The following is a 20,649-nucleotide window of genomic DNA, read 5'->3' as shown; positions in this document are numbered from 1 at the left end:
GACCGGATCAATCCACCGCCGTCGGATCGGCATTTCACCCGAGGGCGAGGCGACCGGCGGCCGCACAGACCGAGGTACGCGGACCGGCGACGACCGCCGGCCGGGGCGGCGAGTGAGCGGTGGCGCGTCGGATCCCGCCACGATTGAGGCCGTCCGGTTCGGGTAGACCGCGCTCTGCCGCCGTCGGGGTGGTGCCCCGGCACGGTGCCGGCGGGGCCGGCCTCAGATGGATCGTGTGACGAGGGGCTGCCGAGACGCCTCCGGGGGGACGTCGGATGGATCAGCGCGGTTGAGCGGGCCGGACATCTCCGACGACGTCGTGGAGCTGCGGGTGCACGGAGTCTCCGGCGCGAACCCCGAAGAGGTGCTGGACCTGCGGCAGACCGCGCAGGTGGCGGGTGACCGCAGCGGAGGCTTCTACCGGCAGCGCCCTCGGCATCCGGACACCACCGACCCGCCTGGGGTGACGCTGGAGGCGTACCGCTGGGGTGACCTGCCCTCCGGGACCGTGACCCGCGCCCTGGGGCTGGTGTTCCTGTTGCCGTTCATGCTGGTCAACGTGGCGATCTGGATGCGCCCGGCGAACCCTGGATCCGAGGCGCTGGTCAGGTCCGTGTGCCGCTTGCTGGCGCTCACTCTCACCGTGCTCTATGTGCTCGCCATCGCCGGCGTCACCCTGGATCTCGTCGGCTGGAAGTGTCTGAACTCGCCGCAGTGCCTCGCTGGGCGCAGCTGGTTGTCCTGGTTGAGCGGGCGACCGGTCGGGCTGCGACTGGGGGTGCTCGCGCTGGTCCCGGCCATCGCGATCAGCCTGATCTGGCGAGTCAGCAACCGACCGGGGCGCACTTTCGAGGCGTTTCGCGCGCCCGAACAGGTCTCCGGGCATCGGCTCGGCGCGGTCGGTCAGTGGGACGCTGAGCCGCTGGTCGGGCGGCTGCGCTCCATCCACGTCGCCGTCGCGTTCGCGACGCTGGACCTCACCCTGCTCCTGGCCCGAGCCGCGACCGGCGCCACGGCCGCCACCGTCGCACTGACGGTGACCACCACGGTGGTCCTGACGGCCTGCGTGGTCTGCCTCTGCACACCCCCGCTGATCGACCGGGCCGCCACCGATCGGCGGCTCGACCGGATCACCAGCGCGCTCCGGACCGCCGCCATCGTCCTGACCGTCGGCGTCGTGGCTTACGTGCTGGTGAGTCCCCAGCCGTGGGACGAGCAGCGCACTCTTCCCGGCTACGAGACGACCCTGGCCGGGCTGTTCGTCGCACAGACCACCCTGCTGGTCGCGCTGGGCGCGGTGCTGCTCCGACGCCGGGACCGGCGGCGAGGTGCCACCCCACTGTTCGGGCTCGGAGCGCTCGCGATCGCGGCCACCGGCATCAGCGTCGCGGGGGCGTACGCCGCCGAACTGGTCTATCGGGCGGCGGATTTCCTCGATCGTGACGTGCCGACCGGTGCGGGCATCGCCACCGGCCCACCCCGCGCGTACACCTGGGTGATCTTCGGTTTCCTTCGCGCGGTCCTGATCACGCTGATCGTCGCCGGTCTGGTCGTCGTGATCTCCCGCCGCGGCCGACGTCGCGCCGCGGCGGCAATCGTCGCCCACGACTACCCGAACCGGCCGGCGGAGGTGGGATCCCGACTGCGGCAGGTCCGAGATGCGATAGCGCAGGCTCGGTTCACCGAGAAACTGGTACCGCTGGCCGTGCTCTACGGCTGCCTCGCCGGACTCACCACGGCCACCACCACCGCCGGCCTGTTGGGGCGGTTCCCGAGCGACGTCGTCGAGCGGAACGTCGGGTTGCCGGCGGACGCGGTCACCTTCGGCATCGCGTTCGGCAGTTGGCTGATCGCGGCGATCATCCTCGGCCTGATTCTCGGCAGCGTCTTCGCCTACCGGACCGTCCCGTTCCGGCGGCACGTCGGCGTCCTCTGGGACCTCGGCACCTTCTGGCCCCGGGCCGCCCATCCCTTCGCACCGCCCTGCTACGCCGAACGCGCCATACCGGAGCTGACCCGCCGAATCACCTACCTCGTGGAGAGCGGCCACGCGGTGCTGCTCACCGGGCACAGCCACGGCTCGGTCCTGCTCGCCGCGACCGTGCTCCAGTTGCCACCGGAGGTCGGCAGCCGGGTCGCCCTGCTCACCCACGGGTCACCGCTGCGCCGCCTCTACGCAAGGCTCTTCCCCGCCTACATCGACGAGGCGGCACTGCGGGACATCGGCCGCCGGGTCGGCTGGCGCTGGGTGAACCTGTGGCGCGACACCGACCCCATCGGTGGCTGGGTCTTCTCCGCCCACCGGCCACCCCCTGCGGCGACGACCAGCGATCCGGCATTCGCCGTGGATCGCCGACAGCGCGATCCCCGCGGCGTGGTGACGCCGGCCAGCGACAGCATCCCCCCACCCATCCGCGGGCACTGGCCGGACGAGTCGGACGAGTCGTTCGTCGAGGCGGTGCGGGAGTTGGTGCAGCGCCTCGGAGGGCGGACGGATCCACCCGTACACGGGCGACCCAGGTAACGGGCCGGGTCACTTGCCGCGGGTCGCCCGCGTACGCCAGTCGTCGAGGCTCGTACCGGCCATGCGGGCGCCGTCGGCGGGGACCAGCGAGCGGTCGCTCAGCGTGGCGCCGAAATACCGAGCGTCGGGGTCTGCCACCACCGACCGAGGGTCCTGCTGGGCCGCGAGGATCGTCCGCCCCAGCTCGTCGAGCCGGAACCGCTCCGGGCCAGCGACCTCGACCAGGGCGTTGGTGGGCGCGCCGACCGCGACCTCGGCCACCTCGGCCGCGACGTCGTCCGCCGCCATCGGCTGAATGAGCACCGGCGCGAGGTGCACGGTGTCGCCGTCCGTCGCGGCGTCGATGATCCCCTGGACGAACTCGAAGAACTGCGTGGCGTGCACCAACGAGTACGGGATCCCGGACGCGACGACGAGCTTCTCCTGGGCGACCTTCGCCCGCATGTAGCCACTGTCCGGGAGTCGGTCAGAGCCCACGACGGAGAGCACCACGTAGTGGCCCACCCCGGCGTCCGCCGCGGCGGCGAGGAGATTCCGGGTGGACGTCTCGAAGAATTCCAGTACGGCGGCGTCCTCGAACGACGGCGAGTTCGACACGTCGACGACGACGTCGGCAACGGCGAGCGCTTCCGCGACTCCCTCGCCGGTCAGTGTGTTCACCCCGGTCTTCGGCGATGCCGGCACCACCTCGTGACCCTGGGCACCGAGGCTCTTCACGAGCTTGGAGCCGATGAGGCCGCTGCCACCGATGACGACGATCTTCATGGTCGAACCACGTCCTGTCTGCACTGGGTTGAACCGCCTGCAAACCAGTAAGACGGAAACCGTGCGCCGATGCAGGACAATCGCTGGAGAACAGTTCTAGGAGATCACCCCATCCACTGGAGGTCGACGTGGCCGCGGTATCCCACCCGGTGTTCGCCCGGGTCTACGAACGGCTCAGCGTCGCCATGGACCGCGCCGGCACGGCTGAGTTCCGGCGGGACCTGGTTGCCGGCCTTTCCGGTCGGGTGATCGAGATCGGCGCGGGCAACGGCCGCATGTTCTCCCACTATCCGCTCGGGGTGACCGAGGTCGTCGCGGTGGAGCCGGAACGACGTCTGCGTGCCGCCGCCCAGCGGGCGGCATCGACCGCTCGGGTGCCGGTCACGGTCGTCGACGGCCTGGCCGAGGCGCTGCCCCACGGAAACGGCGAGTTCGACGCGGCCGTGGTCGCGTTGGTGTTGTGCACAGTGCCGGATCAGGCGAGCGCGCTCGCCGAGGTCAGCCGCGTGCTGCGCCCCGGCGGCCAGCTGCGCTTCTTCGAGCACGTCGCCGCCGAGAAGCACAGCCGGCTGCACCGAGCCCAACGACTGGTCGACGCGACACTGTGGCCGACGCTGTTCGCCGGCTGCCACACCAACCGCGACACCATCGCCGCCATCGAGGCCGCGGGATTCGTGGTCGAGGAGCTGCGCCGGTTCCGTTTCCCGGCCCCGAGCAACAGCCCGTCCTCACCCTGCGTCCTCGGTCGGGCGATCAAGCCCGGAGCCGTGAACCAGCACTGAGGACGGCCGCTGGGCTGCCCACAGCCATGGTGTTCGGCTCCTGTTGTGGCGATGTCGGCATTCCGAGCCAGGCGATCGTCAATCACTGTGCGTCATGGAGAAACGCGAACGTGAATGGCTGTTGAATAGTCGCCCCATTATTCCGTTTTGTGGGCATACGTACCCGTGACGTGATGTGGTGGTCACCGCAGTTCGCTGCCCCATCTAGGCCGCTTCACGCAGGGCGTGGCTCGCCAGCGTCCATGCAAAGCAGTACCCACGGAGGGTGTTTCTGTGACAGCAAAACCCAATCATCTTCGCCTTCGCCGAAGGCTACTGCCAGCGCTCGCGGCGTCCGCGGCCGTCGCCATGGCCGCCAGCTTTCTGGTGCTTGGCTCAACCCCGGCCAGTGCCGCGGATGCACCCGTAGGTTTGGGGACAGCCGGCGACTACTCCGTCCTCGCCGGAGCCGAGCCCACCAACACCGGCGCGAGCTTCCTGGCTCAAAACCTTGGACGATTCCCGGGTGGCACCGCAACGGGCTTCGACACGGCGACCATCGGCGGCGAGACCCACCTCGGCGACGCCGAGGCTCTCCAGGCGCAGAGTGACCTCACCATCGCCTACAACGACGCCGCCGGCCGGACGCCCTTCACCATCCTCCCCGAGGAACTCGGCGGCAACACGCTCAACCCCGGCGTCTACCGCGTCGGGGAAGGGCAACTGACCGGGGCGTTGACGCTCAACGGCCAGGGCAACCCCGCGGCCGTGTTCATCTTCCAGGTCAGTTCCTCGCTGACGACCGCGGCGGACAGCAGCGTCGTCCCGATCAACGGCGCCTCGGCCTGCAACATCTTCTGGCAGATCGGCAGCTCGGCGACGATTGGCACGGGCACCACCTTCGTGGGCACCATCATGGCCCAGGCTGCGATCACGATGGCCACGGGCGCGACCCTCCAGGGACGCGCGCTGGCGCGAACCGAGGCTGTCACCCTCGACAACAACGTCATCACCGCACCGGTCTGCGCCGGGCCGACGGGCCCACCCGGACCGACCGGCCCTCCCGGACCCACCGGCCCGCCCGGCCCTTCCGGACCGCCCGGCAGCCCTGGCGCACCGGGTAGCCCCGGAGCCCCTGGAAGTCCTGGCGCACCCGGTAGCCCCGGAGCCCCCGGCAGTCCCGGCGCACCTGGCGCCCCCGGTAGCCCTGGAGCGCCCGGCAGTCCCGGCGCACCTGGCGCCCCCGGTAGCCCTGGAGCGCCCGGTAGCCCTGGAGCACCTGGTAGCCCCGGAGCCCCTGGCGCGCCTGGAGCACCCGGTAGCCCCGGCGCTCCCGGTAGCCCTGGAGCGCCCGGTAGCCCCGGAGCACCTGGCGCGCCTGGAGCACCTGGTAGCCCCGGCGCACCCGGTAGCCCGGGTGGCAAGGCCCCCATCCTGCCGGTGACCGGTGGCGGAGTGGTCCCGGCCATGACGGGCATCGGAAGCGTGATGGTCGTGCTGGGCGCGTTCGCGTTCTTCCTCGCGCGGCGTCGACGCCAGGAGTCCTGATCGGCGGCCCGGCCGGTGATCTGCCGGCCGGGCCACCTGAGCACCCACCAACGTGCCCGTCGTCGGCCCACTCCCCAGCCGGGAGTGGGCCGACGACGGGTACGCCAGCTCGAACTACCCGAACCCCGCAGGAGAGTCAGTCGCTGAGCTCCAGCTCGCGCATGGCTGCTACCTCCCGTTCTCGCCGGTGTGGCGTTGGCAACGAGGGCCGGTTTCACAACTGATCACTGAGCGTTGCGTTCTGCTGCGGCATGCCACCAGCCGGGCGGTGCGGGTCCGGTGACCGCCGCGGTGGGCTGGTCGGGATGCAGGCCGAGGCGGTGCAGTGCGGCGGCGTCAATCCGGATTTCGAGCCAGCCGTGCCAGTGGCCGTCAGGGCCGACGCCGCAGGCCAGACCCCAGTAGATCTCGCCCGACTCGAACGGCATCCAATCGATGCCTCGGTCACGTAGTCAAGCGCGGACGGCTGCCAGCGGCTGCCGACAGCCTGGCGTGTTCTCGTAGGCCGCGATGGTGACCCAATCGGCGTTCATGGAGACCATGATGCCTGGAAAATCGCTTGTCGCGCTCGGCGTGCTCCGCGAGAGTTACGGCCATGACGTACTGACGGACACCTTCCCCTGCTCCGCGCCACCGGTGACGCCTCCCGAGGGCCGTGACGCCGTCCGCTCCCACGTTCTCAGCGAGAAGTGAGCTTCCTTGTCCCAGCACCACCTCCCTCGGGAGTCCCTGCCCCCGTCCGCCCCTGCCAGCGTCACGGTGTTCGCCTCACCCGGAAGCTGGATCGAGTCCGCTGCGCTCGCGCAGTGCCAGCAGGTAGCCGCCCTCGACGGCATGGTCCACGTCGCCGCGATGCCGGACCTGCATCCCGGCAAGGGTGCGCCGATCGGTGCGGCCATGGCGTCGACCGTGCTGTACCCGTTCCTGGTGGGCTCCGACATCGGCTGTGGCATCGCCGTGTTCCCCATCAAGCTCAAGCGTGCCGTGCCGGAGCGGCTGGCCGCCCGGTTTCCCGACCTCGACCGTGCATTGGACCCGGAGCAGGATGCCGACGACCCGGCCTGGGTCGTCGTTCCGGGTGACGTCCCGGCCGGTCACCTGGATGGTCTCGGGACAGTCGGACGAGGCAACCACTTCGTCGAGTTGGCTCGCGTCGACACCGTCTTCGACGCGAGCCACGCGAGTCGCCTCGGGCTGAGCGCCGGCGATCTCGTGCTCATCGTCCACAGCGGTTCGCGTGGTCTGGGCGAACGGATCCTTCGGGCGCACACCGAGGTCCACGGCGCCGGTGCCGCCCCCGATCCTGCCGCCTACCTGGCGAGGCACGATGAGGCCGTGCGCTGGGGTTCGCTCAACCGCCGGGTGCTGGCGGCCCGGGTCGCGTACGCGTTGGGGGCCGAGCCCTGCGAACCGATCGTCGATGAGTGCCACAACCTGGTCGAGGTCCGGGACGGGGTCTATCTGCACCGCAAGGGCGCGGCGCCGGGTGACGGCCGTGACGTTCTCGTCGCCGGTACGCGGGGCACCGCGTCCTACCTGGTGGCCGCCCACGCCGGGCCGGAGGCCAACCACTCGGTGGCGCACGGCGCCGGCCGCAAGATGTCACGCGCCGACGCCCTGCGGCGGGGCCGCGCCAAGCACACGGTCGAGGAGCTACGCCGGACGCCCGTGGGCTCGCTGGTGGTGTGCGGCGAGCGCCAACTGCTCTTCGAGGAGGCGCCCACGGCGTACAAGCGCATCGAGCAGGTGATCGCCGACCTTGTCGAGCACCGGCTGGCCACGCCGGTGGTCAGCACGATTCCCCTGGTTACCTACAAGACGCCTGATCTCGGGTCCACGTCACGGCCGGACCGGCGGGGCCACCGCGGCGCGCGAGGCCGGTCGTGAGCGAGCTTCTGCTGCTGTCCGCCGGGCGTGGCCCGCAGGAGTGCGCCTGGGCACTCGCCCAGTTGCTGCACCGCCTGACCGCCGACGGCACTGGTCGGGGCCTGACGATCCAGCAGGTTCAGGCCGTGCCCGGTGACCGGAACGGCACCTACCGGTCGGTGCTCATCCAGATCTCCGGTGCCGGTGCCGAAGCCTTCGCCGCCTCCTGGACCGGCACGCTGTGCTGGCAGGCGCCCAGCCCGTACCGGGCGAGCACCGGTCGAAAGAACTGGTACGTCACCGCCCAGCCGCCGCAGCGCGACGCCCGGCCGACGACGTTCGTGGAGGCGGACGTCGACATCGTCGCCTGCCGTACCGGTGGTCCGGGTGGTCAGCACCGCAACAAGGCCAGCACGGCGGTACGAGCGACGCACCGTCCGTCGGGCATCGTCGTCGTGGTGGATGAGGAGCGGCAGTTCAGCCTCAACCGCCGCATCGCCCTGCAACTGCTGCGGCAGCGCATCGAGCACGGCGACGAGGCGGCGCGGCGAGCCGTCACCACCGCCCGGTGGCGCATCCACGACGACCTCGTACGCGGCGACCCCGTGCGGGTGGAACGTCCGGAGCCGCAGCGACCGGGCCGCCGGGGGTAGCGGGGCGGGTCAGACCTCCAGCACGGCGTCCGCGAATGCCTGGGGCGCCTCCTGGGGCAGGTTGTGCCCGACACCGCCGCCGACGGTCCGGTGTTCGTACTGCCCGGCGAACTGTTTGCCATAGACGCTGGGCTCCAGGTGCGGCGCGCCGTTGGCGTCGCCCTCCATGGAGATGCTGGGCACCGTGATCTTCGGCTTCGCGGCCAGGCGTTTCTCCACCTCGTCGTACTGCGACTCGCCGGGGGCGAGGGCCAGCCGCCACCGGTAGTTGTGGATCACGATGTCGACGTGGTCGGGGTTGTCGAACGCGGCCGCACTGCGGTCGAAGGTGGCATCGTCGAACGACCATTTCGGGGACGCGGTCTGCCAGATCAGTCGGGCGAAGTCACGCCGGTTCCTGTCGTACCCGTCCCGGCCACGGTCGGTGGCGAAGTAGTACTGGTACCACCACGCCAGTTCCGCCTTCGGCGGCAGCGGCACCTTGCCCGAGGCCTGGCCGTCGATGAGGTAGCCGCTCACCGAGACCAACCCACGGCAGCGCTCGGGCCACAGGGCGGCCACGACGTCGGCCGTACGCGCACCCCAGTCGAACCCGGCCAGCTTCGCAGCGTCGATCTTCAGGGCGTCCATGAAGGCGATCAGGTCGAGCCCCATGGCCGCCGGTTCGCCGTTGCGCATGGCGTCGTCGGAGAGAAATCGGGTCGTGCCGTAGCCACGTAGGTACGGCACCACGACCCGGTGGCCGGCGGCGGTGAGCACCGGCACGACGTCGACGAAGCTGTGAATGTCGTACGGCCAGCCGTGCAGCAGGATCACGGCGGCACCGTCGGCCGGCCCGGCGTCGACGTACCCGATGTTCAGGACCCCGGCGTCGACTTGTCGCACATCACCGAACGATGCCTTCGCGCCCGCCCCCGCCATTGAACTTCCCCTCGCGCCCCAACCTCTCGGATGTGCTGGCTACGCCCCAATGTAGGGAGGCGCTCCGCAGTCGATCGCGGTTTGCACGTGATCGGCACGACGCGATCCTGAGCTGGCTAGGATGCGTTCCGCCGGTCATGGTCGCTACCCCGCCCTCCGCTACCCACGGCGAGGAACGACCGTAGGGTGATGGCATGGCTGAGCGACCTCTGACCTTGATGGCGGTGCACGCCCACCCGGACGACGAGGCGACGAGCACCGGTGGCGTCCTTGCCCGCTATGCCGCGGAGGGGATCACGACGGTGCTCGTGACCTGCACCGACGGGCGGTGTGGCGACGGCCCCGGTGGGGTCAAGCCGGGCGACCCGGGGCACGACCCGGCCGCTGTCGTGGCCATGCGCCAGGCTGAGTTGGAGGCCAGCTGCGCGGTGTTGAAGGTCAGCCACCTGGAGACCCTGGGTTACGCCGACTCCGGGATGATGGGCTGGCCGACCAACGACCAGCCCGGCGCGTTCTGGACGACGCCGGTGGCGGAGGCGGCGGGCCGCCTCGCGGAGCTGATCCGGCAGTACGAACCGGACGTGATCGTGACGTACGACGAGAACGGTTTCTACGGTCACCCGGACCACATCCAGGCTCATCGGATCACCATGGCCGCCGTCGAGCAGACGGACGTCCCGGCGAAGGTGTACTGGACCACCGTGCCGCGGACGGCGTTCGAGCAGTTCGGCCAGATCATGAAGGATCTCGGCGTCGACTGGGCCGAGCCCGACGCGACGGCGGAGCCGCAGCCGCTGCTCGGCCTACCCGATGATGAGATCACCACCTGGGTCGACACGAACGACTACGGCGGGCAGAAGTTCGACGCGCTGGCCACCCATGCCAGTCAGACCGAGAACATCTTCTTCCTGCAACTGGGCCGGGACCGGTTCACCGAGCTGATGGGTGTGGAGACCTTCGTTCGGGTCCGTGACCGGACCGGCGCGCCGACACCCGAGGACGATCTCTTCGCCGGCCTTCGCTGATCGCGTCGGATCAGTCTTCATAGCGGCACCAGGCGTCGTCGGCCACGGTGTCGACGATGCCGCTGGCGACGCTGAGGTCGGCTGCGGTGAACCGCTCCGACTCCCCCACACCCCCGGCGGTCACCGTGTCGACGTTGCTCGCGTTCGGCTGCCCTGCGCCGAGTAAGCCGGGCCTTCGGAAGTTTCGTGGGCGGTGGGCAAGGGCTTCCGCAGGTCATGTGACGAATTTCCGGAAGTTTTCAGCATTGACGCCCCGACATCGACGGCCTTAACGTTTCGAGCAAGTTTCCGGTTTCCGGCCGGAACTACCGGCGCCACCGACCAGCAGACCCAACCCGGGCGCCCGATCCCGCTCCCCCACCAGTCAGCAGCCGGACCCGCACCTTCTTGATCGACTAACGTCTATCGATGATGTGAAAGGAAGGCAGATGAAGCTGAGACAGTGGACGACCGTCGGGGTGGTCGCCGTCTCGACCGTCGCGGCACTGAACACTGTGCCTGCCACCGCGAGCCGGCCGTACGACCCCGCGGCGCAGAGCCTCGCCGCCCTCGGCCTGCGCCACGGCCTCCAGATCGGCACCGCGGTGAGCATCGATGCCCTCAACGACGCCAGCGACCCGCAGTACCGCGCACTGGCCTCCTCCGAGTTCTCCTCGGTCACCGCCGAGAACGCGATGAAGTGGGAGAGTCTGGAGCCCACCCGCGGCACCTACAACTGGGCCCCGGCCGACCAACTGGTCGAGTTCGCCAAGCGCAACCGGCAGAGCGTGCGCGGCCACGTGCTGGTCTGGCACAACCAGTTGCCCGGCTGGCTGACCAGTGGCGTCGCCGACGGTTCGATCAGCAAGCAGGAGCTGCGCGAGCTGCTGCGCAAGCACATCACCACAGTCGTCAACCGCTACAAGGGCAAGATCTGGCAGTGGGACGTGGTCAACGAGGCGGTCAGTGACCCGTGGGACACCCCGACGACCCTGCACTACAAGGGCTTCTGGGCGGAGAACCTCGGGCCCGGCTACATCGCCGACGCGTTCCGGTGGGCGCGGGCCGCCGACCCGAAGGCACTGTTGTTCTACAACGACTACAACATCGAGGCGTTCGGCTCGGGCAACCCGGCGGACGACAAGACCCAGTTCGTCTACGACATGACCAAGAGCCTGCGCGCCCAGGGTGTCCCGATCGACGGCGTCGGCTCCCAGGGTCACCTGGGCACCCAGTACGGCAACTACGACACCCTCCAGGTGACCGCCGCGCTGAAGAAGTTCAGCGGGCTCGGCGTCGCCACCGCGTTCACCGAGGTCGACGTCCGGAGCCAGATGACGGCGGCCGTCCAGGCCGGCAACTCGGAGGAGATCAACCCCCGGTTGCAGGCGTCGGCCGCCAACTTCAGTGTGCTGATGAAGGCGTGCCTCGCCGTACGCAGCTGCCTGTCGTACACGGTCTGGGGGTTCAGCGACAACCACTCCTGGGTGCCGGGCTGGTTCGACGACCCGCCGGAGGGGCTGGCCACGATCTACGACGAGAACTACCAGCCCAAGCGGGCGTACCACGAGCTGAAGTCCGACCTGATCTTCGCTGGACCGCCGTACGTCCTGCCGCGGATCACACCCAAACCCCGCCGCTGATCTGTGGGCTCGGCTGATCCGGCGGCGCGGACACAGCCGTGAGGCCGTGTGGGGCTTCAGCGAAGCCCCACACGGCCTGTCCACCACCACAGACGTCGAAGAATTGTTCACGTTCGGTCGTCCCAGCCAGCCGTACGGACGCCATTGGAGTATTGGTGCCGGTTCTACCGGCTTATCGATGGTGTTGGTGTAACGATAGTAGGCGTGGGAACTGCGAAAACTGCCATGCCTGCGATCTCGCCGCTCACCGGCGATCCAATCAAGCGGGCCGATGCCGAGAAACTTGCGGGAGTGCTGAAGGCATTCGCCGACCCGGCTCGACTGCGTCTACTCAGTCTGATCCAGTCCGCGCCGGAAGGTGAGGCATCCGTAAGTGACCTCACCGGGGCGCTCAACCTCTCCCAGCCGACCGTGAGTCATCACCTCCGGATCCTCACCGAGGCGGGCCTCCTCGAACGCGACAAGCGGGGGGTCTGGGCGTACTACCGCCTGGTGCCGGCCGCGATCGCACAGATCGCCGACCTGTTGACACCGCCCCGAAAGCGGGCGACGAAGAAGACCCGCTGATCCTGCGCGGCAGCGGCAGCCACCTCGCCACAACTCGTCCTGGCGAATGGCGGCGGCTCGGTGCGCCGGTTCGCAGGCGAGACCTCCAACCCCGCAGGTCCGGTCGGCGTGCGGCGAATACGCATGGTCGTTTGGGACGGCTCGCCACCGGGAACCTTTCGGACATCGACGAGAGGTGATCATGAGCCGATACGCACCGCTGCCGCCCGCCCGTATGCCAAACCTGCTTGCGTTGGTCCCGCTGCTGGGCACCATCGCCGTTGCCACCGCCTGCACCACTACTCCGGCTCCGTCCGACTCGGCCTCGTCCACCCCGGCGCCGACGACCGCGACGGCAGCGGTGGATCCGACCGGGCAACCATCGCCGAGCACGAGCACCCAGGCGACCATCCCGACGTCAGCCTTCGTCGAGTTGCCGTCCGAGCTGCGCAAGTCTCCGCGACGCGCGACGCCCGTCGAGGAGGCCCTGCCGAAGCTGTGCCGCAACGAGTTCGGTACCGGAGGCCGACAGGTGACCGCGAGCGCCGCGATGACCCTCACCTACAAGACGGCTGGCGATACCGACGGCCATGTGCCGGGCGGATTGATCCACCAAACCATCTTCACCTTCGCCGGCGACGGCGCCACGGCGTACATGGCACGCGTCCGCGCCGCCGTGCAGGCGTGTCCCTCCTACACGCAACTCGAGAACTCCACCACCGTCAAGAGTCAGATCCTGCCCGGCGTCGGCGACGAAGCGCTGTTGGTGACCCGGACGTGGCCCAATGCGAACTTGAACGGGACACGCACCGGCGGCACCGGGTCCAGCCAGATCGCGGTGGCGCGCGTCGACACCGCGGTGACGGTCTTCGACGACCAGGGGTGGGAGGGCACCAGCGGCAATCCCACCATCATGGACCGGGTTGTCCGCGACGGCGCGAAGACCGTCGACGCCTGGCAGCGGTAGGAGGCGACGGAGCACGGGGGTCGATCGAACGGCCCAGGCTCGGGTCAGATCAAGGACAGCAGGACACCGGGCGCGCTCACACCCGCAGACTGAGTTATCAGTCCAGGTGGGAGGCGATCATGTCGGACGGTCAAACGGCGAAGACACCGTGGCTCCCGCCGCGTTGGTTCATCCGCCTGGCTTGGTCGGTGCACCGGGGCCTGTACCGGGTCTCCGGCAGCCGGGTCGGGCTGTGGCAACCACGCGAGAATCGCTGGGGTGTGCTGCGGCTGACCACGACCGGTCGCCGCACCGGGCAGCAGCGAAGTGTCATCGTCGCGTACTTCGAGGATGGTCCGAACCTGGTCACGGTGGCGATGAACGGGTGGGGTGAGGGTCAGCCTGCCTGGTGGCTCAACCTGCAAACGCATCCGGACGCGTCCGTCGACGTGGTCGGCGAGCCGCGGCTGGTCCGCGGTCGCGCCGCCACCGCCGACGAGCGGTTGCGGTTGTGGCCACGATGGAGCAGGTCTGACGCGAACTTCGACGCCCACGCGGCGCGGAGGTCGTCGGAAACCACGGTGGTGGTGCTGGAGCCCAGACCGGGTGGTGCCTCGTTGGTGCAATGATGCGGCTCGTGACCTCGTCGCCCACAGAGCCGCTCGACTTCCGCGATGTTCGACATGCCTACGACATGGTGGCCGAGGCCTACGCCAGCTATCTTCCGGATACGCGGGCCGAGGCTCCAATCGACCTCGCCGTGATCGACGCGTTTGCTGAGGCGGTGACGTCCGGAGGCGACGCACGGGTCCTCGATGCGGGGTGCGGCCCCGGCCGGATGAGCAGGTACCTCGCCGAGCGCGGGTGTCAGGTGCAGGGCCTCGATCTGTCTCCGGGCATGATCGCCATGGCCCGACGCGACCAACCCGACCTGATGTTCACGGTGGGCTCGTTGACCGCTCTCCCCTACCCGGACGACCAGTTCGCCGGCGTGCTCCTGTGGTATTCCACCATCCACACACCTCCCGCCGGGCAGGCGCGCATCTTCGCGGAGGCGGCCCGGGTCCTGCGCCCAACCGGCCACCTGCTCGTCGGATTCCAGGCCGGTGAGGGTACGCGTGATCTGTCTGCGGCGTACCGCCGCTTCGGCCACGAGATTCACCTTGAGCGACACCATTACACCGCGGACCATGTCGCCGCCGAGATCGCGGCCGCCGGCCTGCGGGAGGAGTGTCGCCTGGTGCGGCGGGCTCGGGGCACGGAGCGGGACGACCAGGCGTTCCTGCTGGCCAGAGCCGGTTGAGTCAGCGGTTGAAGGCGACGTACAGGCCGAGGCCGAAGTTGACCACCAGGATGATCGCGCCGACGACGGCGAACCAGCGCTGCCACGCCGTCCACCGCACCGTCCGCTCGGACTCGGCGTTGTCCGCCTCCTCCACCCGAACCTCCGCGATCCTGTCCCGTTCCTTTGCATCCCGGCGATCCGAGGTCACACCGGCGCTGAAGCGGGCGGCGTAAAAGCGAAGCTCCTCGGTGAGGCTCTGCAACGCCCGAGTCATCGAGTCGATCGAACCGTTGATGTGCCGCAGGTGCTCATCGTGCCCCTGCAGACGTTGCTCGATCCGGCCCGCGTCGAGACCGCGGTTGTAGGCGGCCGCCTTCTCCTCGGTGCTCTCCGGATTCGTCACGACGGTCTCGCCTGCCAATCCGGGGGTCTGGTGCTGGTGTGACACATGGCCCGCACCTCCTACTGACCACCGCACCGTCGATATTTCGATGCTCCAGTCGTACCACTCGCAGGCCGGGAAAACCACTGCTCGGATCCGACAAAACCGCAGGTCAGAGTGGTTCGTCGGAGGCTCGTGCCAGGATGCGTCACACCTCAAGGCAAGGAGCTCGGCGGCATGGCCACGGCGATTGTGCGGGATGAGACAGCGACCGGTAAGGCCATCGATCACTGGCCGTTGACCGGGTTGCCGGAGCGCATCTCAGCCCGGGAGTTGGTCCGCCTGCGGGTGCGCGAGGAGGTCGCCCGGTTCAACGCCCGTCAACCCGAGCACTTCCGAGGGCTGGTGCAGCCGACCGACACGGAGGCCACGCTGAACGGCTACCGGATCGCCCGGGGCAGGCGTCTCGACTGGGAGCAGCAGGCAGACGCCGCCTGCGCGGCCTTTGCCCGTAACGGTTTCCTGTTGCTGGTCGGCAATCGCCAGATCGAGGACCTCGACGAGGAGATTGACCTGCTCGCCGACCCGGATGTGGCTTTCGTGCGGCTCGTTGCGCTGGTGGGTGGCTGACATGGGCGACTGGACGGAGTTCCTTCCCGGTCTGAGCGATCCGGACCGGCGGCACGTGGAGATCGGTCTCGCCGAGGCCGATGCTCGGGTCAGGGCTGTTCTCCATGTCGCGAGCACCTACCACTGGAGGTTCTCGATAACCAACGTGCCGGAGTGGGCCGCGGTCGAGTCGTGGCCGGTCGAGGTACGCCGCAGCGCCGCGCTGGCCATGCATCGGGAGTCGGCGACCAGTTCGACGCCGACCGAGCTCAACGATGTGGTGCGGAGTCTCGCCGACGGAGACCTGCCCTGGACGCGTGCGGACCTCGTGTGGTGCCTGGAGGTCGTCGCACGCGGAGAGTCCTACGACAACGGCTCTCACCTGGAACTGCCGGCGGTGATCGCCGCGCGCCTGACGCCTGCCGAGCTGGCCGACCTGGTGCCGGCCCTCGACGCCTTCCTCAGCGAGCTGGTCAGCGACTGTTTCGTCGCGGCGGAGCCTCGACGACGCGCTGTCACGCTGATCGGCGACGCCCTCGATCGCGCCACCGGCCGTCGCGTGCCGTCGTGGCTGCTCCACGACGGAGACGGGTTCGGGCCGCTCGTCCGCGCCGAGCTTGGTGCTGTCCTCGCCGCGCCGGGCGTACCGGAGGTGTTGGTGCACTGCGCCTCCCTGGAAAAGCCGGCAGCGCCGGCGAAATGGCAGCGGCGCCTCGATGAGCTGCTCGCCACCACATCGCGCGGAGCTCAGGTCGTTCGGTCGGTCCTCGAAGCCTTCACCGCCTACGGGCGGCCGCTGCACGACGACTCGGACCGCCTCGTCCGAGGCCTGGTCTGGGCGCTGTCGCGGCAGCCCGACGAGCCCGCGACCGACTTGTTGGCGCGGGTCACCGCCGCCGCCGCGGCGGCGCCACGGCAGGCGTCGGGCTACCCCCAGGCCCAGCGGACGGCTGTCGCGGCCGTGCAACTGCTCGGGGGCCGGGAAGGCGAGGCACCGGTACGCACGCTGGCGAGGCTGGCCGTGACGGTCAGGAACAAGGCGTTGCAGAACCGGATCCAGACCGCACTGACCCGCATCGGCGCGCTGCGGGGGCGGTCGCTCAGCGAGGTGATGGAGCTCGCCATCGACGACCACGGGCTCGGCTTCGACGGGCGACTGTGCACACCGGTCGGGCCGTACGAAGCGACGGTCGACGTTCTGGGTGAGAAGGCACGCCTGACCTTCGCTCGTGACGGTGTCCCGCTCAAGGGCATCCCGGCTCAGGTCAAGCAGGCGCACGGCGACGAGCTAAGGCAGTTACGTGACCTCGTCAAACGCGTTGGCGCGACCCTGGCCGCCGAGCGCCTACGGGTGGAAGGCCTGCTGTCCGAGGAGCGCACCTGGTCGTACCCGGAGTGGTTGACCCGGTTCCTCGTACACCCGATCACCGGAGCCTACGGGCGGCGGCTGTTGTGGGAGACCAGCGCCGACGGACACCGGTGGACGTCGGGCCTGCCCCGACGGGACGGCGACGGATGGACGATCGCCGGCCTGGACGGCCAGGACATCTCTCCCGGCCGGGTCAGGCTGTGGCATCCCGCCCGGGCGACGACCGACGAGGTTCTCGCCTGGCGTGAGCGCGTGGTTGCCGCTGGTCTGGCACAGCCGTTCAAGCAGGCCTTCCGAGAGGTCTACCTGGTTACGCCCGCCGAGGAGGCGACGCACGTCTACTCCAATCGGTTCGCCGCGCACATCCTGCGGTACCGGCAGGCGAACGCCCTCATGCGCGCCCGGGGCTGGCAGGCCGGATACCTCGGCACCTGGGACGGCGGTTATGACAGCGAAGCCACCAAGCTCTTCGGCGGTGGTGCGTGGCGGGCGTCGTTCCACCACCAACTGGTCGACAACCCGGACCCGCACAGCTACGACGTCGACTACTGCTCCACCGACCAGGTGCGTTTCGCCCGGCAGGACGGAGCGACGTGGCAACAGGCGCCGGTCGTCGACGTGCCACCACTGGTCTTCAGCGAAGCCATGCGTGACGTGGACCTGTTCGTCGGCGTCACGTCGATCGCCACCGACCCGCAGTGGGCCGACCGTGGCGAGGACCGGCTCCACAACTATTGGCGCAGCACCGTCAGCGCTGCGCTGACCCCTTCGGCGGAGGTACGTCGAGACGCGTTGGCTCGGCTGCTACCTCGTACGAACATTGCCGACCGGGTGGACCTCTCCGACCGGTACCTGCATGTCCGCGGGAATGTCCGCACCTATCGGATACACCTCGGCTCCGGCAACATCCTGATGGAGCCCGACGATTCCTACCTGTGCATCGTCCCGGCCCGCGACCGATCCGGTCGGCTTCACCTGCCCTTCGACGACGACCCCATGCTGTCGACGATTCTGTCCAAGGCGATCATGCTCGCCGCCGACGACACGATCACCGACGCCACCGTGCTCCGACAGCTCAGCAGATGACGGACGGACCCCTGGAGATCATTTCTCGCGCAGGGCGTCGAGGTGCACTTTGAGCGCCGCTGCGATCTCGCCCGCCACGAGGACCTGATCCGGCGTCAGGGCGTCGACGAAGAGTTCGCGAATGGCACGCAGGTGCGGAAACGTGGCTCCCCGGAACGCCTCGGCTCCGGCCGCTGTGAGCAGCACCTCCGCGCCCCGGGGCACAGTCGCGCACTCCTGCCGGCGGATGAGGCCACGACGCTCCATCCGCCCCAGGTGGTGGGAGAGTCGACTTCGTTCCCAGCCGATGTGCGACGCGAGTGCGGAAGAACGCATCGCCTGCCCCTCGGCCTCGCTGAGAGCGAGCAGGACGGCGTAGTCCCCCGTCGAGAGCGAGGAGTCGTTCTGTAGGCGGGATTCGAGCCGGGAACCCAGCGCCGCCGTCGTCTCGATGAAGTCCCGCCAGATCCGTAGCTCGTCCGCGGTCGGGAGTTGGCGTCCTCCCCGCCGGCCGGGTGTGGCCTCCGTCATCTCACTCTCCTGGAATTGACGTGTCAATCGCCAAGTTAGCATCATTGACACGTCAACCGGTAGGTCCGCTTCCGCGGGCCACCGGCCGGAAGCACCGAGGAGCAGACGATGACAGCTGCAGGTTTCGAACTGGGGCTCAACTCGTTCGGGGAGGTGGCCACCGACGGCGACCGGGTCCTGAGCGACGCCGAGACCGTACGTCTCCTCGTGGACGAGGCACGACTCGCCGAGTCGGTCGGACTCGACGTGTTCAGCCTCGGCGAGCACTACCGCTCGGGCCACAACGACTCGGCGACACCCGTGTTGCTGGCGGCAGCCGCGACCGCGACCGAGCGGATTCGCCTCGGCACCTCGGTCACGGTGCTCAGCACCAACGATCCGGTACGCCTCTACCACGAGTTCGCCACCCTCGACGCCGTGTCCAACGGCCGCGCCCAGATGGTGCTCGGACGCGCGTCGGCAACCGAGTCGTTTCCGCTGTTCGGCTACGACCTGGCCGACTACGAGCGGTTGTTCGAGGAGAAGCTGGAGCTCTTCCTGCGGCTTCAGCGGGACGAACCCGTCACCTGGTCTGGCACCGTGCGAAGTCCCCTCACCGAGCAGCGCCTCCATCCGCGGATGCAGCCCGGCGGCATCCCGACGTGGATCGGCGTCGGGGGAAGCCCGAACTCGGTCATCCGCGCCGCCCGGCACGGACTTCCGCTCATGCTCGCGATCATCGGTGGGCGCCCCCAGCGCTTCGCCGGTCACGTCGACCTCTACACCAGGGCGCTCGAACAATTCGGGCATACCCTGCGGCCAATCGGGCAGCACTCACTCGGCCTTGTCGCAGACACCGACGAGGAGGCGGTGGAGACGTGGTGGCGATACTGGCAACCGGTCGTGGCGGCGCTCGCCGAGGAACGCGGCTTCTACAAACCGGACCGCGCGCGCTACGAGGCGGAAATCGACCACGGCGCGCTCTTCGTCGGATCACCCGAGACGGTGGCGCAGAAGATCGCCACGGTCGCCCGTGACCTGCGGCTGAGCCGCTTCGATCTGAAGTACGACATCATGCACCTGCCCCGCGAGGCACGCGCACGCACCATCCAACTGCTCGGCAGTGAGGTCGCGCCGCGGGTCCGGGAGCTGCTGGCGAAGGAGCCCACCCATGTCTGACCTCATGTTCGGCCTCGACACGTTCGGCGACGTACCGGAGGATGACGCCGGCAAGCTCGTCTCCCACGCTGCGGCGATCCGGCAGGTCGTCGACGAGGCGGTGCTCGCCGACCAGCTCGGCGTCGACGTCATCGCCCTGGGCGAGCACCACCGGCCGGAGTACTCGGTGTCGACTCCGGAGACGGTGCTCGCGGGGATCGCCACACGTACGTCGCGGATCCGGTTGGCGTCCGGGGTGACCGTGCTGAGTTCGGACGACCCGGTCCGGGTGTTCCAGCGTTTCGCCACGGTCGACGCGCTGTCGCACGGCCGGGCCGAGGTCATCCTCGGCCGCGGCTCGTTCACCGAGTCGTTTCCCCTCTTCGGCTACGACCTGCGCGACTACGACACGCTGTTCGAGGAGAAGATCGACCTGTTCGTCAAGCTCCTCGACGAGAAGCCGGTCACCTGGAGCGGCACCCTGCGCGCCCCTCTGGAGAACGCCGACGTCTTCCCGAAGACGGAGTCGGGGCACCTGAGCACCTGGGTCGGCGTGGGCGGCTCACCGCAGTCGGTCGTGCGCACCGCCCAGTACGGGCTTCCGCTGATGCTCGCCATCATCGGCGGCGCCCCCGAGCGTTTCGCTCCCTACCTGGACCTCTACCGGAGGGCCGCCGAGCAACTCGGTACGACCGCACACCCGGTCGGCATGCACTCGCCAGGCTTCATCGCCGACACCGACGAGGAGGCGAAGGAGGTGTACTGGCCGCACTACCGCGTCATGCGCAACCGGATCGGCGCGCTGCGGGGCTGGCCACCGATCCGCCGCCAGGAGTTCGACTCCGAGGTGGAGGGCGGTTCCCTCTACATCGGCTCGCCGGAGACGGTGGCCCGGCGGATGGCGCGCGCGATCCGCAGCCTGGGCGTCGGCCGGTTCGACCTCATCTACTCGGCCGGCGCGCAACCGGTCAGCGCCCGGATGCGTGCCGTGGAACTGTACGGCTCCAAGGTGATCCCCATGGTCCGCGACATCCTGGCCAGCTGACCAGCGCTCCCGGCACCCGAAGACTCCCGGACGCACGAAGGACCGAAAG

22 protein-coding genes and 1 pseudogene are annotated in these 20,649 nt (G+C 69.3%); 17 read left to right on the top strand and 6 right to left on the bottom strand.

Annotated features, from left to right (window positions below; all coding sequences use genetic code 11):
• Positions 1-289 precede the first annotated feature (289 nt).
• Positions 290-2,524 carry a hypothetical protein gene (locus JOD64_RS23525; RefSeq protein WP_204944190.1) on the top strand — a complete coding sequence of 745 codons (2,235 nt, stop codon included), beginning with the start codon at positions 290-292 and terminating at the stop codon, positions 2,522-2,524.
• Positions 2,525-2,533: 9 nt separating this feature from the next.
• Here the strand turns inward: JOD64_RS23525 and JOD64_RS23520 are convergent, their stop codons facing one another.
• On the bottom strand, positions 2,534-3,289 hold the full coding sequence (locus JOD64_RS23520; protein WP_204944189.1) for an SDR family oxidoreductase: 756 nt from the start codon (positions 3,287-3,289) through the stop codon (positions 2,534-2,536).
• Positions 3,290-3,417: 128 nt separating this feature from the next.
• Here JOD64_RS23520 and JOD64_RS23515 point away from each other — a divergent pair, with 128 nt between their 5' ends.
• Positions 3,418-4,071, top strand: coding sequence for a class I SAM-dependent methyltransferase (locus JOD64_RS23515; protein WP_307813588.1), 654 nt, complete (start codon positions 3,418-3,420; stop codon positions 4,069-4,071).
• Positions 4,072-4,419: 348 nt separating this feature from the next.
• Positions 4,420-5,004: pseudogene (locus JOD64_RS33835) on the top strand (ice-binding family protein); the annotation flags it as partial.
• A 55-nt stretch (positions 5,005-5,059) separates the two neighbouring features.
• Here the strand turns inward: JOD64_RS33835 and JOD64_RS33830 are convergent.
• Positions 5,060-5,455 carry a hypothetical protein gene (locus JOD64_RS33830; RefSeq protein WP_307814015.1) on the bottom strand — a complete coding sequence of 132 codons (396 nt, stop codon included), beginning with the start codon at positions 5,453-5,455 and terminating at the stop codon, positions 5,060-5,062.
• A 35-nt stretch (positions 5,456-5,490) separates the two neighbouring features.
• Between JOD64_RS33830 and JOD64_RS33825 the strand changes: the two genes are divergently transcribed.
• A complete protein-coding gene (locus JOD64_RS33825; protein WP_307814013.1) occupies positions 5,491-5,598 on the top strand; it encodes an LPXTG cell wall anchor domain-containing protein in 108 nt (35 codons plus the stop codon).
• Between the two features lie 224 nt (positions 5,599-5,822).
• On the opposite strand, the gene JOD64_RS23505 is transcribed toward JOD64_RS33825, so the two are convergent.
• Positions 5,823-6,026: a hypothetical protein gene (locus tag JOD64_RS23505; RefSeq protein WP_204944187.1), complete on the bottom strand. Its 204-nt coding sequence runs from the start codon at positions 6,024-6,026 to the stop codon at positions 5,823-5,825.
• Positions 6,027-6,141: 115 nt separating this feature from the next.
• Here JOD64_RS23505 and JOD64_RS23500 point away from each other — a divergent pair, with 115 nt between their 5' ends.
• Genes JOD64_RS23500 through prfH form a run of 3 tightly spaced genes read left to right on the top strand, consistent with a single transcriptional unit; the run spans position 6,142 to position 8,117 of the window.
• Complete coding sequence (locus tag JOD64_RS23500) at positions 6,142-6,291, top strand: hypothetical protein (protein ID WP_204944186.1); 150 nt, start codon at positions 6,142-6,144, stop codon at positions 6,289-6,291.
• Between the two features lie 6 nt (positions 6,292-6,297).
• On the top strand, positions 6,298-7,485 hold the full coding sequence (locus JOD64_RS23495; RefSeq protein WP_204944185.1) for an RNA ligase RtcB family protein: 1,188 nt from the start codon (positions 6,298-6,300) through the stop codon (positions 7,483-7,485).
• Positions 7,482-8,117 carry a peptide chain release factor H gene (gene prfH, locus JOD64_RS23490; RefSeq protein WP_204944184.1) on the top strand — a complete coding sequence of 212 codons (636 nt, stop codon included), beginning with the start codon at positions 7,482-7,484 and terminating at the stop codon, positions 8,115-8,117. Before JOD64_RS23495 ends, prfH begins: the two co-directional genes overlap by 4 nt.
• Positions 8,118-8,126: 9 nt before the next feature.
• Here the strand turns inward: prfH and JOD64_RS23485 are convergent, their stop codons facing one another.
• Positions 8,127-9,002 carry an alpha/beta fold hydrolase gene (locus JOD64_RS23485; RefSeq protein ID WP_307813586.1) on the bottom strand — a complete coding sequence of 292 codons (876 nt, stop codon included), beginning with the start codon at positions 9,000-9,002 and terminating at the stop codon, positions 8,127-8,129.
• A gap of 230 nt (positions 9,003-9,232) precedes the next feature.
• On the opposite strand from JOD64_RS23485, the gene JOD64_RS23480 reads away from it, so the two are divergent.
• The 6 genes from JOD64_RS23480 to JOD64_RS23455 all read left to right on the top strand — a co-directional run bounded on the left by JOD64_RS23480 (position 9,233) and on the right by JOD64_RS23455 (position 14,480).
• Positions 9,233-10,063 (top strand): PIG-L family deacetylase, encoded by an 831-nt coding sequence (locus JOD64_RS23480; RefSeq protein WP_204944182.1) that lies wholly within the window; start codon positions 9,233-9,235, stop codon positions 10,061-10,063.
• A 428-nt stretch (positions 10,064-10,491) separates the two neighbouring features.
• Positions 10,492-11,685 carry an endo-1,4-beta-xylanase gene (locus tag JOD64_RS23475; protein WP_204944181.1) on the top strand — a complete coding sequence of 398 codons (1,194 nt, stop codon included), beginning with the start codon at positions 10,492-10,494 and terminating at the stop codon, positions 11,683-11,685.
• Positions 11,686-11,910: 225 nt separating this feature from the next.
• Entirely contained in the window at positions 11,911-12,252 is a 342-nt protein-coding gene (locus tag JOD64_RS23470; RefSeq protein WP_204946206.1) for an ArsR/SmtB family transcription factor, read from the top strand.
• A gap of 181 nt (positions 12,253-12,433) precedes the next feature.
• Positions 12,434-13,198: a hypothetical protein gene (locus JOD64_RS23465; RefSeq protein ID WP_204944180.1), complete on the top strand. Its 765-nt coding sequence runs from the start codon at positions 12,434-12,436 to the stop codon at positions 13,196-13,198.
• A 119-nt stretch (positions 13,199-13,317) separates the two neighbouring features.
• Entirely contained in the window at positions 13,318-13,806 is a 489-nt protein-coding gene (locus JOD64_RS23460) for a nitroreductase/quinone reductase family protein (RefSeq protein ID WP_204944179.1), read from the top strand.
• 8 nt (positions 13,807-13,814) lie between these two features.
• Positions 13,815-14,480 (top strand): class I SAM-dependent methyltransferase, encoded by a 666-nt coding sequence (locus JOD64_RS23455; protein ID WP_307813584.1) that lies wholly within the window; start codon positions 13,815-13,817, stop codon positions 14,478-14,480.
• Between the two features lies 1 nt (position 14,481).
• On the opposite strand, the gene JOD64_RS23450 is transcribed toward JOD64_RS23455, so the two are convergent.
• Complete coding sequence (locus JOD64_RS23450) at positions 14,482-14,865, bottom strand: hypothetical protein (RefSeq protein ID WP_204944177.1); 384 nt, start codon at positions 14,863-14,865, stop codon at positions 14,482-14,484.
• 216 nt (positions 14,866-15,081) lie between these two features.
• Between JOD64_RS23450 and JOD64_RS23445 the strand changes: the two genes are divergently transcribed.
• Positions 15,082-15,474, top strand: coding sequence for a hypothetical protein (locus JOD64_RS23445; RefSeq protein WP_204944176.1), 393 nt, complete (start codon positions 15,082-15,084; stop codon positions 15,472-15,474).
• Position 15,475: 1 nt separating this feature from the next.
• A complete protein-coding gene (locus JOD64_RS23440; protein WP_204944175.1) occupies positions 15,476-17,908 on the top strand; it encodes a DUF4132 domain-containing protein in 2,433 nt (810 codons plus the stop codon).
• 18 nt (positions 17,909-17,926) lie between these two features.
• On the opposite strand, the gene JOD64_RS23435 is transcribed toward JOD64_RS23440, so the two are convergent.
• On the bottom strand, positions 17,927-18,418 hold the full coding sequence (locus tag JOD64_RS23435; RefSeq protein ID WP_204944174.1) for a MarR family winged helix-turn-helix transcriptional regulator: 492 nt from the start codon (positions 18,416-18,418) through the stop codon (positions 17,927-17,929).
• 108 nt (positions 18,419-18,526) lie between these two features.
• Between JOD64_RS23435 and JOD64_RS23430 the strand changes: the two genes are divergently transcribed.
• Together JOD64_RS23430 and JOD64_RS23425 are read left to right on the top strand one after the other, a co-directional pair.
• Positions 18,527-19,576: an LLM class flavin-dependent oxidoreductase gene (locus JOD64_RS23430; RefSeq protein ID WP_204944173.1), complete on the top strand. Its 1,050-nt coding sequence runs from the start codon at positions 18,527-18,529 to the stop codon at positions 19,574-19,576.
• A complete protein-coding gene (locus JOD64_RS23425; RefSeq protein ID WP_204944172.1) occupies positions 19,569-20,600 on the top strand; it encodes an LLM class flavin-dependent oxidoreductase in 1,032 nt (343 codons plus the stop codon). The genes JOD64_RS23430 and JOD64_RS23425 overlap by 8 nt, the downstream gene beginning before the upstream one ends.
• Positions 20,601-20,649 lie beyond the last annotated feature (49 nt).

This window comes from Micromonospora luteifusca (assembly GCF_016907275.1).
GTDB lineage: Bacteria > Actinomycetota > Actinomycetes > Mycobacteriales > Micromonosporaceae > Micromonospora > Micromonospora luteifusca.
This window is presented reverse-complemented; position numbering and strand designations above follow the sequence as displayed.